At 43.9% G+C, this 13,774-nt stretch carries 10 protein-coding genes; 6 read left to right on the top strand and 4 right to left on the bottom strand.

Annotation, left to right across the window (positions count from 1 at the left end; genetic code table 11):
- Nucleotides 1–1,518 carry a Ppx/GppA phosphatase family protein gene (locus DKT73_RS05850; protein WP_111637653.1) on the bottom strand — a complete coding sequence of 506 codons (1,518 nt, stop codon included), beginning with the start codon at nt 1,516–1,518 and terminating at the stop codon, nt 1–3.
- A gap of 535 nt (nt 1,519–2,053) precedes the next feature.
- On the opposite strand from DKT73_RS05850, the gene rho reads away from it, so the two are divergent.
- Nucleotides 2,054–3,319 carry a transcription termination factor Rho gene (gene rho / locus DKT73_RS05845; protein WP_111637652.1) on the top strand — a complete coding sequence of 422 codons (1,266 nt, stop codon included), beginning with the start codon at nt 2,054–2,056 and terminating at the stop codon, nt 3,317–3,319.
- 130 nt (nt 3,320–3,449) lie between these two features.
- Nucleotides 3,450–4,178: an NAD(P)H-flavin reductase gene (locus DKT73_RS05840; RefSeq protein ID WP_111637651.1), complete on the top strand. Its 729-nt coding sequence runs from the start codon at nt 3,450–3,452 to the stop codon at nt 4,176–4,178.
- 118 nt (nt 4,179–4,296) lie between these two features.
- Here DKT73_RS05840 and DKT73_RS05835 read toward each other — a convergent pair whose 3' ends face one another.
- Both DKT73_RS05835 and mqo read right to left on the bottom strand, forming a co-directional pair.
- Nucleotides 4,297–4,569: a YfcL family protein gene (locus tag DKT73_RS05835; protein WP_111637650.1), complete on the bottom strand. Its 273-nt coding sequence runs from the start codon at nt 4,567–4,569 to the stop codon at nt 4,297–4,299.
- Between the two features lie 89 nt (nt 4,570–4,658).
- Nucleotides 4,659–6,137, bottom strand: coding sequence for a malate dehydrogenase (quinone) (gene mqo / locus DKT73_RS05830; protein WP_232827797.1), 1,479 nt, complete (start codon nt 6,135–6,137; stop codon nt 4,659–4,661).
- A 402-nt stretch (nt 6,138–6,539) separates the two neighbouring features.
- On the opposite strand from mqo, the gene DKT73_RS05825 reads away from it, so the two are divergent.
- A complete protein-coding gene (locus DKT73_RS05825; RefSeq protein WP_111637830.1) occupies nt 6,540–6,947 on the top strand; it encodes a CBS domain-containing protein in 408 nt (135 codons plus the stop codon).
- 9 nt (nt 6,948–6,956) lie between these two features.
- Here the strand turns inward: DKT73_RS05825 and hslO are convergent, their stop codons facing one another.
- Entirely contained in the window at nt 6,957–7,832 is an 876-nt protein-coding gene (gene hslO, locus DKT73_RS05820; RefSeq protein WP_111637649.1) for an Hsp33 family molecular chaperone HslO, read from the bottom strand.
- Between the two features lie 257 nt (nt 7,833–8,089).
- Here hslO and DKT73_RS05815 point away from each other — a divergent pair, with 257 nt between their 5' ends.
- The 3 genes from DKT73_RS05815 (at nt 8,090) to ppk1 (ending at nt 13,525) form a co-directional block, all read left to right on the top strand.
- Nucleotides 8,090–10,015 carry an ABC-F family ATP-binding cassette domain-containing protein gene (locus DKT73_RS05815; RefSeq protein ID WP_111637648.1) on the top strand — a complete coding sequence of 642 codons (1,926 nt, stop codon included), beginning with the start codon at nt 8,090–8,092 and terminating at the stop codon, nt 10,013–10,015.
- Between the two features lie 149 nt (nt 10,016–10,164).
- The gene (hemB, locus tag DKT73_RS05810) at nt 10,165–11,160 is read left to right on the top strand and encodes a porphobilinogen synthase (RefSeq protein WP_111637647.1); all 996 of its coding nucleotides are present in this window, start codon (nt 10,165–10,167) and stop codon (nt 11,158–11,160) included.
- Nucleotides 11,161–11,305: 145 nt separating this feature from the next.
- Nucleotides 11,306–13,525: a polyphosphate kinase 1 gene (gene ppk1, locus DKT73_RS05805; RefSeq protein ID WP_111637646.1), complete on the top strand. Its 2,220-nt coding sequence runs from the start codon at nt 11,306–11,308 to the stop codon at nt 13,523–13,525.
- Nucleotides 13,526–13,774: the final 249 nt, after the last annotated feature.

Raw genomic sequence — 13,774 nt, 5'->3', positions numbered from 1 at the left:
TTAACTAAAGGTCAAACTGTATCCATCACTGACTAAAGATTCAGCTTCACGCTGTAAGTTAGCCAAGGTTAAAGGTCGATTATTTAGCCACTCGGGCAAGAATTCGGCATGCAAACTCTTTTCATTCGCTTTCAAAGTAAAAATCGGCATATCGCCCTCTTTTCTGTCGTGATGCAACAAGATTGACAGCCTTAAGAGTATCGACAATCGGTCTAAATCTTGCTGGTCACTTTTGGTAAAACGATAATCCAAAGATTGGCTGAACTTTCGACGATGTCGTAAAATTAAGTTTGCTAGGGCCTGCTGCTCCTGTTGAGAGAAGCCGGGCATATCAGACTCACTAATGATGTAAGCGCCATGTTTGTGATAGCGACTGTGCGAAATGCCAGCCCCGACTTCATGGAGCAATCCAGACCAACGCAATAAATCTTCACTGGAAATGCTGTTCAAATTCCAATCATCTTTCACTTGAGCGAGTGCTGATAACGCTGTGTGCGTGACCAGTTTTGCCTGCTCAGTATCAATATGGTATTGGTTCAACATATAGTTCACGGTACGTTCACGAATATCCGTTTCAGCGTAACGTCCCATGATGTCGTAAAGCACCCCTTCTCTTAACGCACCGTTAGAGAAATCCATCTGCTTAATATCAAAACATTCAAATACCGCGGTTAAAATCGCAATACCCGCAGCAAAGGTCACTTTGCGTTCAGGTTTCAGGCCTGGCAAATCGAGATTATCGATATGGCCTGCTGAAAACAGCGCTTTTTGAATTTGTTTCAGATTTTTTAACGTGATGCCCTTCTTACTCCAATTGTTCTCCTTAACAATATTAAAAGCCGCTTTCACTGTGCCAGAAGAGCCGATTGCTACGTCCCATGTCTCATCAAGATAATCGTCTTGAATGCTTAAAAGCTCTAAACGAGCCGCCGTAACAGCCTTCTGAAAATTGGATTTATTGATGCTACCGTCGTCAAAAAAACGTTGTTTAAAGCTCACACAGCCCATGTGAAGACTTTCTGTTAATATCGGCTCAAGTTGTTTACCGATAATAAATTCGGTACTACCGCCACCAATATCAACAACCAGCCTCTTAGCATCACCATGATCCATGGTTCTTGAGACACCCACATAAATCAAACGAGCCTCTTCACGACCTGCAATGATTTCAACCGGATGGCTCATTATGTCCATGGCTTTGCCAATAAAATCGTATCGATTTTTGGCCACCCTTAGCGCATTGGTACCAACCACACGAACAGAACCGGGCGGGAGATCTTCGATCACTTGTGCAAACTGAGCTAAACACTCTAAGCCTCGTTGCTGAGATGCGTCATCTAAACGGCCATCCACTAAGCCAGCCGCCAGTTGAACTTTTTCACCAAATTCTCCGGTGATACGCAATTGCCCATGAGTCACTTGAGCGATCACCATGTGAAAGCTGTTTGAGCCCAGATCTATAGCCGCAATTTTTTCAAAAGGAAAGTCATGAGATTGTTGCAAAAAAAGTGATTGCATTCAGAAAGCCTTATATTGCAGAAGTCTTATTAGATGCAAGAGTATATCAGTTCCTTGCCTATGTCATTGGCAACATGACAGCAAAAAAACCCGAGTATTTTATGAATTTTTCGCGACACTGACCCACTTTTTCCGAAAAGCAAGGTCTATTAAGCACTTAACACAGAAAACCGTCTCTTCTAAAGGCACAAAAACCGTGAGTTTGATCAAAAAATTACCAGAAATTGTTTTTTTCCTGATTTTCACTATAGACCTCGCCTTTAAGTCGAACTATAGTATGGATGGTCTTGAAAGTGACAAAGCAATAAGCAGGTCACTGCCTAGATCCCAATCAAATTGTTTCGCGCTGTATTGGCTTTGCCCTATCCGGGCTGATTTAAACCAGAACAAAAGTTTTATAACCGTCTTGTTTTGTGTTTTTTTATGCCGAGTAGCTGATACATTGTAAGATACTTCCAGACACACATTATTGTTACTTATTGATTAACTCTAATTCCGTCAATATTCCTCAAATGAGCTAATACAAAACCCGTTTATGAACCTTACCGACTTAAAACAGAAATCAGTACACGAACTTTTAGACATCGCATCAGAGATGGGCCTGGAAAACATGGCTCGTTCCCGTAAACAAGATGTTATTTTCTCGATCCTAAAGCGTCATGCAAAAGGTGGGGAAGACATATACGGCGACGGTATCTTAGAGATTCTTCAAGATGGCTTTGGCTTTTTACGTTCACCTGACAGTTCTTACTTAGCAGGTCCTGACGATATTTATGTATCGCCAAGCCAAATTAGACGCTTTAACTTACGTACAGGGGATACCATCTCCGGCAAGATCCGCCCGCCGAAAGATGGTGAACGTTACTTTGCACTACTCAAAGTCAACGAAATCAACTTTGATAAACCTGAAAGCGTTCGCAATAAAATCCTTTTTGAAAACTTAACACCTTTATTCCCTGATGAACGTCTGCTAATGGAAGCCGGAAATGGCTCTACTGAAGACGTCACGTCACGTATCATTGATCTTGTAGCTCCGATGGGTAAAGGACAACGTGCCTTGGTTGTTTCTCCGCCAAAAGCGGGTAAAACCTTCATGTTGCAGAATATTGCTAACGCCATTACTCGTAACAACCCTGAATGTCATCTAATCGTGTTACTGATTGACGAACGTCCTGAAGAAGTAACCGAAATGTCTCGTACCGTTCGCGGTGAAGTGGTTGCCTCTACGTTTGATGAACCACCAGCACGCCATGTGCAAGTGGCTGAAATGGTAATCGAAAAAGCAAAACGCTTGGTTGAGCACAAACGCGACGTTGTTATCCTACTCGATTCCATTACTCGTCTGGCTCGTGCCTATAACACGGTTATTCCTTCATCAGGCAAAGTATTAACGGGTGGTGTGGACGCAAACGCATTGGAGCGCCCAAAACGTTTCTTTGGTGCAGCTCGTAACATTGAAGAAGGCGGTAGTTTGACTATTATCGCGACGGCGCTTGTGGATACTGGCTCTAAAATGGACGAAGTTATCTTTGAAGAATTTAAAGGTACTGGTAACTCCGAATTGCATCTAGACCGCAAAATTGCTGAAAAACGAACGTTCCCTGCCATCAATATTCGTCGCTCTGGTACTCGTCGTGAAGACTTATTGACCTCTGAAGACGAACTACAACGCATGTGGATTCTTCGCAAACTATTGAATCCTATGGAAGATGTAGCAGCAACCGAGTTCTTAATTGATCGCTTGAAAGTCACTCAAACCAACGATGAGTTCTTTGAGTCAATGAAAGGCAAAAATAAATAAGCAGATGCTTCTGCTTCATAAAAACCACTTCCTAAAGTGGTTTTTTTTTACTTACACGATCAATATAGTACATCATCAATGTCCGCTGACTGCTTTTTAAGTGAGTGCGACACAGATTGGAGTAATTTAAATGAAAGAGATGACCGCATCGGTAAAAGCTGTTGAGTTAATTAACCAGAACGTCTACCGAATTAGCTTAGAAGCCGATAACCTGACTTTTGTCGCAGGTCAGTATTTAATGGTGGTATTACCAACAGGCGAAAAAGTTCCTTATTCCATTGGCAGTGCACCACATGAACTACCAAACCTAACCCTATACGTGCTTGTATCAGACTCTGCGTCACTCGCCAGCAAGGTTGTAGAACACATTCAATCCAACACCAGTATCACTATCAAAGCACCAGGCGGTGATTGCCACTTACAAAATGGCGTATTAGACACACACCCTGAACATATTTTACTGATTGCTGGTGGCACAGGGTTCGCTCAAATCAAGAGCCTATATAGCGAATTGGTAGAGCAAAACTTTACGGGGAAAGTCTCCTTCTACTGGGGATTAAGAAGCGCGGAAGATGTGTTTGCTCAAGACTGGCTAGAAGAAGCACACAAATACACGCCTTTCACTTTAGACGTTATCGTCAATGAAGCAAGCGATCAGTGGCACGGAAGAAGTGGTTGGTTGTACGAAGCCGTATTGGCAGACCATCCCGATTTGAGCCAATACGTGGCTTTTGTGAGCGGTTCCGTTGGCATGGTATACGGCACATTTGATCAACTGGAGCTCAAGGGACTAAGTAAGGATCGTTGTTTTTCTGACGTATTTGCTTACGCACCACACCCTAATAAACCAGCACTTTAGTGAATGGCATGTTATTTCCCTATTGCAAATATAATAGGCGAATTTAAATGTAAGCAAAAAAAAGAGAGGCCAAACAAGGGCCTCTCTTTTTTATAGAATCATATTCACGGCATGACGATTAAGAGACTTTTGAGCAAACCGTTTGCCATAAAGACGTGATATTCGTTTGATCCTTCTCTGTCACACCTTCCGCATCAAGCGTTTCCTGCAGAATCACGGTAAAAGCTTGATCAAATACATCATTACCCTCGCCTTCAGCACTACTGTGTAATCCCAGAAGCCCAAGAAGATAGGCGCAGTAAAAAAGCTGATCGCCCTCTTCTGCATGATGTTCCATATCTCGTAATCTGTCACACAATTGGTCTGCGCGCTCAGCAAAAGTCATTGTCATATCTAATCTCTGTATTGATGTATTTTTCAATATAAGCCAAGAAAGCGAGGGCATGACCCTCGCTCCCTACAAGCGATTATTGACTTACATTAAGGCTTCAAATTGAGCGTTTCTAGAGTGCGCGCACGAATAGAAAGCAATAAATCCGTATTCTCTATTAGAGACTCGCCATAAGATGGCACCATCGTTTTTAGTTTAGCCTGCCAGTCTGCCGATTTAACTTGCTCTGAGAAACAACGCTCTATAATACCAATCATGGTATTCACTGTGGTTGAAGCACCTGGTGACGCTCCTAACAAAGCTGCAAGAGAGCCGTCTTCTGTCGTAATAGCTTCGGTTCCAAACTCTAATTTACCACCTGTTTTTTCGTCTTTTTTGATAATTTGAACCCGTTGGCCCGCGTATGCGAGTTCCCAGTCTTCGTCTTTAGCATCTGGAAAAAACTGACGTAACGAATTACAACGATCTTTATGGGACTGCATAACTTCGCTAATCAAATAACGAGTCAAGTCCATGTTGTTTTTACCCACACTGAGCATTGGCTTAATATTGTCAAAGCGAACACTTTTAGGAAGGTCGAAAAACGAACCTGTTTTCAAAAACTTGGTTGTAAAGCCTGCAAATGGACCAAACAAAATGGCTTTTTTACCATCAATAATACGTGTATCTAAATGCGGTACAGACATTGGTGGCGCGCCAATTGGTGCGGCGCCATAGACCTTGGCAAAGTGCTGCTCAACAATCTCAGGCTTTTCACAGACCAGCCATTGACCACTGACAGGAAAACCACCAAAACCTTTGCCTTCTTTCACGTCAGCCATTTGCAATAACGGCAGAGCACCGCCACCGGCTCCCAAAAAGACAAATTTCGCGTCAACGGTTTTACGAGCGCCATTTTGCTCGATTTCAACATCCCATCTTCCGTCTGCTCTTTTGTTGAGATCTTTTACTTCGCAATTCAAGCTCAGTTCAAAATTATCCAATCCTTGTAGATGCTTGCTCATGTTTCGAGCAATCGCACCAAAATTCACATCCGCCCCATGCTCAACACGGGTTGCCGCAAGAGGTTCATTGCCCTCACGATTGTTCATAATGAGCGGCATCCACTCTTTCATCGTTTCACGATCTTCTGTGTATTGCATTTCTCTGAAAGCTGGGTGTGCACTCATGGCAGCGTGGCGTGCTTTGAGCATCTTCACATTACGCTCTCCCCAGACAAAACTCTGATGAGGCACGCGATGAATGAATTCTTGCGAGGCGGGCATGAGCCCTTGTTCGACTAAATAAGACCAAAATTGCAAACTGATTTCAAAAGCCGCATTAATCGTAACAGCCTTGTCTATATTGACAGAGCCATCTTTATTTTCAGAGGTATAGTTTAGTTCGCAGTATGCTGCATGGCCCGTTCCAGCATTGTTCCAGCCATCCGTACTTTCCTTTGCGACACTGTCCAATCGCTCTACCATCAGCATGGTCAGGCTGGGGTCTAATTGCTTGAGTAACACTCCTAAGGTGGTGCTCATGGCACCGCCTCCGACTAGTAAAACGTCTACAGAATTTGAGGTCATATGATTTCGCCGTGTCATAGCCAATTGTGAGTTTGAGAATGATGAAGAAAAAGAGCTTATGGCCAAAAGCAGTACGTCAAACAAGTCCCGCTTAATTTTCTCCACCCTCTCTTCAGAACGCCTTTGCTCGTATGCTGAAATTCAGCCTAATAAGGGATTCTGAGCAGGTGTAAGTTGATTATACGGATTTTAAAAATAATGTCTTGAGACCTTAGTATAAGAATGTAGATATATTCACATTTCGATTTTCAAGATAACACTCATTTGATTGACTTTAGCGACAAGAAAGGCGATGTTAACGACATTAATAAAAAACATGCTTCGATTTTGCGACTATATTTAAATAATAATATTCAGTATAAATATACTAAATTCTCTTATCGAGATGCGGGGAGTATGGCAATGAAAGCACAAGATATCATGGTAAAAAATGTCATCTGTGTCGAAATGGATGAACGCTTACCCAACATCAGAAAAATCATGGAAACGAATGGTTTTCACCATATTCCTGTGACAGAGAAAGGTAAATTGGTCGGCATTATTTCTGACCGAGACCTGTTACGCCTGATCAGCCCCTTCATTAACAAGGTATCCGAACAACCAAGAGACCTAGATACGTTAAACCGTGCCGCTCATCAAGCCATGACACGCCAGCCAATTACCGTAAAAGCAGATACCTCCATAGAGGAAATAATAGCGTGGTTTAAACGAGTAGACATTTCTTGTCTACCCGTTGTAGACGACGAACACAATGTGATCGGCATTATTTCGTGGCGTGATCTTATCCATCACGCCACGTTTAAATCTTAATGTTTCAGACTAGTGAGTTTTGGCTTGGTCGCCGAGTAAGGCGGCCATGTCATTTTCGGTAAACTCGTATTTTTCAGCACAAAACTGACATTCTACGTTCACGCTGCCTTGCTCAATCAACAGTTCACGTATTTCTTCTGAACCCAATGACATCACAGCTTCTAACGTACGCTGACGAGAACATGAACAGCCAAACTGCATCGCCTTAATGTCGTATAAACGCACGTCTTCTTCATGGTACAGGCGGTGCAATAGTTCACTTGTTTCAAGCCCAAGTAACTCTTCTTCTTTCACTGTGGAGGCTAAATGAGTCAAACGTTCCCAAGCATCTTCATCACCTTCTTTCGCTTGCTCTTCCGGCAAACGCTGCAAGAATAGACCACCGCATTGGGCGCCATTGGCCGCCAACCACACTCGACTTGGTAATTGCTCAGACTGGGAGAAATACTGTTCAAGACATTCAGATAAAGTATCACCGATGATCTCGACGATGCCTTGGTAACGCTGCCCATTACGTGGCTGAATAGTAATAACCAAGTACCCGCCTTCGAGGACTTCTTTTAAAGAAATAACCTCTGGCACGACCTGATTGTCATCCCACTGAGCAATACCACGAAGATTTTGGTGCTCATCGCATTCCGTCATTAAAGTAGACAAAAAACCATTGCCTTTGGCTTGAATCGATAACACACCATCTATTTTGACAATGTCTCTCAATAGCGCAATCGCAGCGACAAACTCACCGAGGAGTTTCTCTAACGCCAATGGGTACTGCTTGCGTTTGATAATTTCTTGATAAGCGTCGTTCAACAGCACTCGTTCGCCACGAACGTTACTGTTATCAAAGGAAAAACGCTGGATTGCATTGATGGTTACATTGTTCACAAAGCACACCTTTCTCAAGCCATAAGCCCGAGTAAAAAAGTTCAAATTAATATTGCCGCCATTTTACCCTTGAGACGCACAATCATCCACTTTAAAACCGTCATTAACTGGGGATATGTATTGCGAATATGCACGCTTGCTATTTCGTTTCCTCTTACAGCACTCTAAAATGTTGTGCATGGTTCTGTCTATTCAAAAGACGACTAAAACGATCAACATCACTTCTCATTAAGAGAGATAAGAGATAGCTAGTTTTTATGATCCAATTTACGGAAGTTAGTTTACAGCGCGGCACTCAGTTTCTACTTGAAGAAGCTGACCTCACCATCTTTGAAGGCCAAAAAGTCGGCCTCATCGGAGCCAATGGCGCAGGCAAATCCTCTTTGTTCGCCATGATCAAAGGCGAACTGCATGCGGACACAGGCGAGGTTATTCTGCCGGGACAACGCCGTATTGCGTTCATGGCTCAAGAAGTAGAAGAGACACAACGCAGTGCGTTGGATTATTGTCTCGATGGTGATGATAAACTCAGAGAGATCGAAAGCAATATTGCCAAGGCACAAGCAAGTGGCGACGATCATGCTCATGCCATTTGGTTGGGCGAATATGAAAACGCTCACGGCTACACTGCACAATCACGGGGTGAAACACTTCTTCAAGGTCTTGGCTTTAAAATGACCGACATGCAAAGGCCCGTGTCTGATTTTTCAGGTGGTTGGCGAATTCGCCTTAACCTTGCTAAAGCGTTAATGTGCCCTTCTGATGTATTACTATTGGACGAGCCAACCAACCACTTAGACTTAGATGCGGTAATGTGGTTAGAAAACTGGCTACGCCAGTATCCTGGCACCTTGTTGTTAATTTCCCATGACCGCGACTTTTTAGATGGCATTTGTAGTCATATCGTTCACCTCTACCAAAAGCAACTCGTGCTGTACAAAGGTAACTACTCGGATTATGAACGCCAACGTGCTGAGCACTTAGCGCAACAGCAAGCCAACTATGAAAAACAACAAGAAAAACGGGCCCATCTACAACAATATGTGGACCGTTTTCGTTACAAGGCCGATAAAGCAAAACAAGCTCAAAGCCGCTTGAAAATGCTCGAGAAAATGGAAATCATCGGTCCTGCCCACATTGATTCGCAATTTGAGTTCTCCATTCCAGTGGCAGAAAAAACGTCGCAGTTATTGGTTAATTTATCTCAGGCAGACTTAGGTTACACTTCTGAATCAGGTGTCAAAACAGTACAACTTGGCAACACCAACTTTGCCCTTCGAGATGGCCAACGCATTGGCCTACTTGGCCCTAACGGTGCAGGTAAATCGACGTTAATCAAATCCATCGTTGGCGAAATCAGTATTCTGGCTGGAGATCGTATCTTAGGGGAAAACCTGAAAATCGGTTACTTCTCACAGCATCAACTCAGTGCGCTTGACCTCGACGCCTCGCCGTTACTGCATATTCAACGACTCACGCCCAAAGTACTTGAAAGCGATATTCGTCGTTATCTGGGCGGCTTTGGTTTTATTGGTGACGACGCCCTTCGTGCCGTAAAAGGCTTCTCGGGCGGCGAAAAAGCCCGTTTGGCCTTGTCGTTAATTTCTTGGACAAAGCCTAATTTATTAGTGCTTGATGAGCCAACCAACCACTTAGATATCGAAATGCGCCAAGCCTTAACGGAAGCCTTACAAGAATTTCCCGGCTCCATTTTATTGGTATCCCACGACAGACATTTGCTGAACAGCACCGTCGACGAATTTTATCTTGTTGCCGACAACCAAATACAAGCCTTTGATGGTGACCTTCCAGCTTATCACGCATGGTTACAGGCAAGACAAGCCAATGCTGCACAGCTTGAAAAAAGCGAATCAGCAGGCGATAAGATAGACCGAATTGATCGCAAAGAAGAACGTCGTAAAGCCGCTGAAATGCGTGAAAAATTACGCCCTCTTCGCAAGCAAATAGAAAAGTACGAAAAAGCCGTTCACACAGCGCAAGAGCACCTTGATCGTATTGCTGAAGCAATGGCCGACGCCAGTCTTTATGAAGCGGATCAAAGGAACAAATTGCAAAGCTTATTAAGTGATGAGGCCAAATGGAAAAAAGCCCAAGCCGAAAGTGAGGAAGCGTGGTTTGAGGCACAAGAAGAGCTTGAAGAAGCCGAAGCACAATTAATCTAGACACTCGTAAAAAAAACGAGCATAAACAAAGACTAAATGCTAACAATCCGTAAAGTTTTGCCTCAACACAAAGCTTTTCATCTGGCACTGTCTTAATATTGTAACAATACTGAAGTACATTCATAGACAGCGAAAAGGAGAGATATTGGATGACATTTCCATACACTCGTATGCGACGCATGCGTAAAAATGATTTTTCTCGTCGCCTGATGCGCGAACATCGCCTTACAGCAGACGATTTAATCTACCCAATGTTCATTCTTGAAGGCAACAATGTGCGCCAAGCCATTCCTTCTATGCCAAACATTGAACGTCTTTCTATCGACTTACTTCTAGAAGAAGCCAAAGAACTTGTCGAACTTGGTATACCCACCATCGCCCTCTTTCCAGTGATAGACAGTGACAAAAAATCGTTACTTGCTGAAGAAGCCTACAATCCAAATGGCTTGGTACAGCGCGCTGTTCGTGCTTTGAAGGATGCATTTCCAGAGCTAGGCGTGCTTACTGACGTCGCTTTAGACCCTTACACCACACATGGACAAGATGGCATTATCGATGATTCAGGTTACGTATTAAATGACATTACCGTCGATACATTAGTCAAACAAGCCCTGTCACATGCCAAAGCAGGTGCCGACATTGTAGCGCCCTCCGACATGATGGACGGACGCATTGGCGAAATCCGTGATGAATTGGAAGCCGAAGGTTTTGTTAACACTTTAATCATGGCCTACGCGGCTAAATACGCTTCGGCTTATTACGGTCCATTCCGTGATGCTATTGGCTCTAGCGGCAACCTTGGCAAAGGTAACAAATTCACTTACCAAATCGATCCCGCCAACTCTAACGAAGCCATCCGCGAAGTGATGCTCGATATAGAAGAGGGCGCCGATATGGTTATGGTTAAACCCGGTATGCCTTATTTAGATATCGTACGCCGAGTAAAAACTGAACTTGAAGTACCAACCTTTGCTTACCAAGTAAGTGGAGAATACGCCATGCACATGGCCGCCTTTCAAAATGGTTGGTTAGATAAAGATACAGTAATGATGGAATCACTCCTTGCATTCAAACGCGCAGGCGCTGATGGAATCCTGACTTACTTTGCGAAAGATGCAGCACGCCTACTGAAAACTAAAAGCTAATCACTTTTAATACAAATAAATACATAGAATCGGTGACCAGCAGGCTGCGTTGGTGTAATTTGTTATCATATGCCTACATACTGTAGGCAAAGGAACATTGATACCAACAACACAATAAAACGGTATTTAGAGAGAATTAGAACGCATGTCTGAGCAGTCGGTGAACGAAATAGATAAAAAAGAACCCATTCCGAGTCCACCTTTAGAATTGGACGCGGAGCTTGTTTTAGAGCCCATTCCAGAACAGCCGCAAGATCCTACTAAGGCCTCTATCGAAGAGCGCTTACCAGAACAGATTGATCTTGCGGATCCGGAGCTCTACTTCAACCGCGAGTTAAGCCACTTACAATTTAATGCCCGTGTTCTTGAGCAGGCTATGGACGAAAATCATCCAATCTTAAATAGATTGATGTTTCTGTGTATCTTCAGCTCAAACATGGACGAATTTTTTGAAATACGCGTTGCCGGTCTAAAAAGCCAACTAGAATACAGCCGTGAAAAAAACGGCCCGGATGGCATGCACCCAAAGAAAGTACTTGCCTTGATCAGCGAACACGCTCACAAGCTAGTACGCCGCCAATACCGTATTCTCAACGATATCATTTTGCCTAAACTGGCCAATGAAAACGTTAAATTTATTCGTCGTACCGTCTGGAATGAAAAACAAGCCGCTTGGGTAAAACGTTATTTCCGCGACAATGTGTTGCCTATCATCAGCCCAATTGGCCTTGATCCAGCCCATCCTTTCCCAAGACTGGCAAACAAAACTTTTAACTTTGTTGTTGAATTAGAAGGCCGAGACGCTTTTGGTCGTGAGAATGGTCTTGCTATTGTTCCAGCACCTAGTTCGCTGCCTCGGTTAGTAAAACTACCAGATGACGTTTGTGAAGGTGGGGATAACCTTGTCTTCCTTTCCTCTATTATTCACGCCCATGCCGACCAGTTATTCCCCGGCATGACGGTTAAAGGCTGCTTTCAATTCCGTCTTACCCGTAACGCCGATTTAGAAGTGGATTCTGATGACATTGGTGTCGATCTCGCTGGCGCTTTGCGAACAGAGTTACAAAGTCGTCATTACGGTAGCTCAGTACGATTAGAAATTGCGGAAAACTGCCCTCTTCACATCGTTGACTCATTGCTTAAGCAGTTTGAACTAGAGCAACAAGATCTGTATCGCATTGATGGTCCCGTTAACCTTAGCCGATTGATGGCAGTACTAGAGTTAGTGGACCGACCAGATCTGATGTACCCTCCTTTTTCACCTGGCTTGCCTAGAAAACTCGCCAGTTCAGGTGGATTATTTGAGGCCATTCGTCAACGTGATTATTTATTGATGCACCCGTTTGAAAGCTTTTCGCCCGTTATCGACTTACTAAGCGAAGCCGCGAAAGACCCAAATGTTGTTGCTATCCGTCAGACTCTTTATAGAACGGGTTCTCGTTCACCGATTGCCAATGCATTGGTGGAAGCCGCACGAAATGGCAAAGAAGTAACCGTTGTCATTGAGCTAAGAGCACGCTTCGACGAGGCCGAGAACTTGGCCCTAGCAAGTCGTCTGCAAGACGCTGGTGCCATTGTTGTTTACGGTGTTGTTCGACATAAAACCCATGCCAAAATGATCCTGATCGTTCGTAGAGAAGGTGCAGAACTTACCCGCTACGTTCATCTAGGCACAGGAAACTATCACGCAGGGAACGCACGACTCTATACTGACTATAGTTTCATGACGTCAGATAAGGAAATAGGCGATGACGTACATCGTGTTTTCCAACAACTCACCGGTATGAGTAAAGAGCTCAAAGTGAAAAAGCTACTGCATGCTCCGTTTACGCTGCGAGATCGTTTACTTGATATGATTCATCGCGAAGCGGAAAATGCCCTCAAAGGCGAACCATCTCGAATCATCATCAAGGTGAACTCTTTGACCGAGCAAAGACTTATTCAATCCTTGTATAAAGCGTCTCAAGCGGGCGTGAAAATCGACCTAATCGTACGAGGCATTTGCACCTTGCGACCAGGAATAAAAGGCATATCCTCTAATATTCGAGTACGGAGCATTATAGGACGATTCCTGGAACACACCCGCGTCTATTACTTCTTCAACGACCGCAACCCTCAAGTTTATCTATCCAGCGCAGACGGCATGGATAGAAACTTAAATAACCGTATCGAAGTCGCTTTCCCACTACAGGATTACAAACAAACTCGCCGTGTTAAAAAAGAACTGGAATACTATCTAGCAGATAATACCCAAAGCTGGATTTTACAAAGTGATGGCTCTTACCAACTTTCTAAACCCAGAAAAGGTGAGTACCGTAGTGCTCAGCGAGCCTTGCTAAGTGAATTAGCGGACAACACACGATAAAAAAACCTGAACTATACACAAAGCCCAGCAACAAGCTGGGCTTTTTTGTGCATAAAAATAACGCTTATCCCCAGAATAGAGCCAAGCTGTAAGTCTTCAGGCCGTCAGAAGAACCCTCCTTGAGACAACATTCAGCCTTTGCAAACCCTCTGACGCGCTAAAACCAATCACGTGTAGGTCGGCCTTCAGGCCGTCAAAAAGCATTCGGCCTTTGCAAACCCTTTGACGCGCTAAAGCACGACAAAAACC

Source organism: Marinomonas shanghaiensis (assembly GCF_003259175.1).
Taxonomy (GTDB): Bacteria; Pseudomonadota; Gammaproteobacteria; order Pseudomonadales; family Marinomonadaceae; genus Marinomonas; species Marinomonas shanghaiensis.
The sequence above is the reverse complement of the archived record's forward strand: the minus strand, read 5'-3'. Positions and strand labels throughout refer to the sequence as shown.

Coding starts and splice junctions, on each gene's coding strand:
- DKT73_RS05850 (WP_111637653.1), bottom strand. CDS start 1,518: ATGCAATCACTTTTTTTGCAACAATCTCATGACTTTCCTTTTGAAAAA.
- rho (WP_111637652.1), top strand. CDS start 2,054: ATGAACCTTACCGACTTAAAACAGAAATCAGTACACGAACTTTTAGAC.
- DKT73_RS05840 (WP_111637651.1), top strand. CDS start 3,450: ATGAAAGAGATGACCGCATCGGTAAAAGCTGTTGAGTTAATTAACCAG.
- DKT73_RS05835 (WP_111637650.1), bottom strand. CDS start 4,569: ATGACAATGACTTTTGCTGAGCGCGCAGACCAATTGTGTGACAGATTA.
- mqo (WP_232827797.1), bottom strand. CDS start 6,137: ATGACCTCAAATTCTGTAGACGTTTTACTAGTCGGAGGCGGTGCCATG.
- DKT73_RS05825 (WP_111637830.1), top strand. CDS start 6,540: ATGAAAGCACAAGATATCATGGTAAAAAATGTCATCTGTGTCGAAATG.
- DKT73_RS05815 (WP_111637648.1), top strand. CDS start 8,090: ATGATCCAATTTACGGAAGTTAGTTTACAGCGCGGCACTCAGTTTCTA.
- hemB (WP_111637647.1), top strand. CDS start 10,165: ATGACATTTCCATACACTCGTATGCGACGCATGCGTAAAAATGATTTT.
- ppk1 (WP_111637646.1), top strand. CDS start 11,306: ATGTCTGAGCAGTCGGTGAACGAAATAGATAAAAAAGAACCCATTCCG.